General features: G+C 72.7%; 2 protein-coding genes. Both read right to left on the bottom strand.

The window, feature by feature from the left end:
• Window positions 1–85 (bottom strand): acyl-CoA carboxylase epsilon subunit (locus tag F2B26_RS17540; RefSeq protein ID WP_268891124.1); only part of this gene is annotated, 85 nt, incomplete at its 3' end.
• 29 nt (window positions 86–114) lie between these two features.
• Complete coding sequence (locus F2B26_RS16070) at window positions 115–1,701, bottom strand: acyl-CoA carboxylase subunit beta (RefSeq protein WP_159811060.1); 1,587 nt, start codon at window positions 1,699–1,701, stop codon at window positions 115–117.
• Between the last annotated feature and the right edge of the window lie 107 nt (window positions 1,702–1,808).

The raw sequence follows: 1,808 nt of genomic DNA, 5'->3' as shown, positions 1-1,808 counted from the left end.
CCTCGGGCGCCGGCTCCGCACCCGTGGCGAGCAGCCCCGCGACCAGGGCCGCGAGCTCCACGTCGTCCGGCGCCCCGCGCACCACCCGGACCTGGGGCGTGCCCTCCTGCGCGCTCACAGCGGGATGTTCCCGTGCTTCTTGGGCGGCAGGGTCGCGCGCTTGGTGCGCAGCAGCCGCAGCGCCCGCACGATCTGCAGCCGGGTCTGCGACGGGCGGATCACCGCGTCGACGTAGCCGCGGTCGGCCGCGTCCCACGGGTTGACGATGGCGTCCTCGTACTCGCCGACGAGGCGCGCACGTTCGGCCTCGACGTCGCCGCCGGCCTTCTCGGTGGCGGCGAGCGCCCCGCGCTGCAAGATGTTGACGGCCCCGCCGGCACCCATCACCGCGATCTGCGCGGTGGGCCACGCCAGGTTGACGTCGGCGCCCAGCTGCTTGGAGCCCATGACGATGTACGCCCCGCCGTACGCCTTGCGCGTGATGACGGTGACCAGCGGCACGGTCGCCTCGGCGTAGGCGTAGATGAGCTTGGCGCCGCGCCGGATGATCCCGTTCCACTCCTGGTCGGTGCCCGGCAGGAAACCCGGCACGTCGACGAAGGTGAGCACCGGGATGTTGAACGCGTCGCAGGTGCGCACGAACCGGGCGGCCTTCTCCGCGGCGTTGATGTCGAGGGTGCCGGCCATCGACAGCGGCTGGTTGGCGACCACGCCGACCGCATGCCCCTCGACGTGCCCGAAGCCGACGACGACGTTGGGCGCGTACAGCGACTGGACCTCGAGCAGCGCGCCGTCGTCCAGCACGTGCTCGACGACGGTCCGCATGTCGTAGGGCTGGGAGTCGGAGTCCGGCACCAGGGTGTCGAGCTCGAGGTCGGCGTCGGTCACGTCCGGATCGGCGTCGGCCGGGTACGACGGCGGGTCGGAGAGGTTGTTGGACGGCAGGAAGCCGAGCAGCGTGCGGACGTAGTCGATCGCGTCGTCCTCGTCGGTCGCGAGGTAGTGCGCGACGCCGGAGCGCACGTTGTGCGTGCTCGCCCCGCCGAGCTCCTCGAAGCCGACGTCCTCCCCGGTGACCGAGCGGATGACGTCGGGGCCGGTGATGAACATGTGCGAGGTCTTGTCGGCCATCACGATGAAGTCGGTGAGCGCGGGGGAGTACACCGCCCCGCCGGCCGACGGTCCCAGGATGAGGCTGATCTGCGGGACCACACCGGACGCCTTGACGTTGCGGGAGAAGATCTCGGCGAACTGGGTGAGGCCGGCGACGCCCTCCTGGATGCGCGCGCCGCCGCCGTCGCTGATGCCCACGAGCGGGGCGCCGGTGCGCAGCGCCAGGTCCATCACCTTGGTGATCTTCTGCCCGTGCACCTCGCCGAGGCTGCCGCCGAAGACGGTGAAGTCCTGGGCGTAGATGCACACCGGTCGCCCGTCCACGGTGCCGTGACCTGCGACGACGCCATCGCCGGGGATCCGCTTGGCGTCCAGGCCGAAGTTGGTGGACCGGTGGCGCACCATCGCGTCGAGCTCGACGAACGAGCCCGGGTCCAGCAGGGACTCGATGCGTTCGCGGGCCGTCTTCTTGCCGCGGGCGTGCTGCTTGGCCGCGGCGGCCTCCTCGGCCGAGGTCGCGGCGGCGGTGCGCGCGTCCAGGTCGGCCAGGCGGGCGGCGGTCGTCCGGGTGGGGTGCGGGCTGCTCACCCGTCGAAGGGTAGGTGCAGCCAGGGGGCGACGTGCGGGCGGGCGGGCACCGTGTCGGGCGGGCCGCTCCGTCGGGTTCCCACAACCCGGCGCCGCGCCGGCCCCGG

Origin of the sequence: Cellulomonas citrea (assembly GCF_009829685.1) — a bacterium.
Taxonomy (GTDB): domain Bacteria; phylum Actinomycetota; class Actinomycetes; order Actinomycetales; family Cellulomonadaceae; genus Cellulomonas; species Cellulomonas citrea.
The sequence above is the reverse complement of the archived record's forward strand: the minus strand, read 5'-3'. Positions and strand labels throughout refer to the sequence as shown.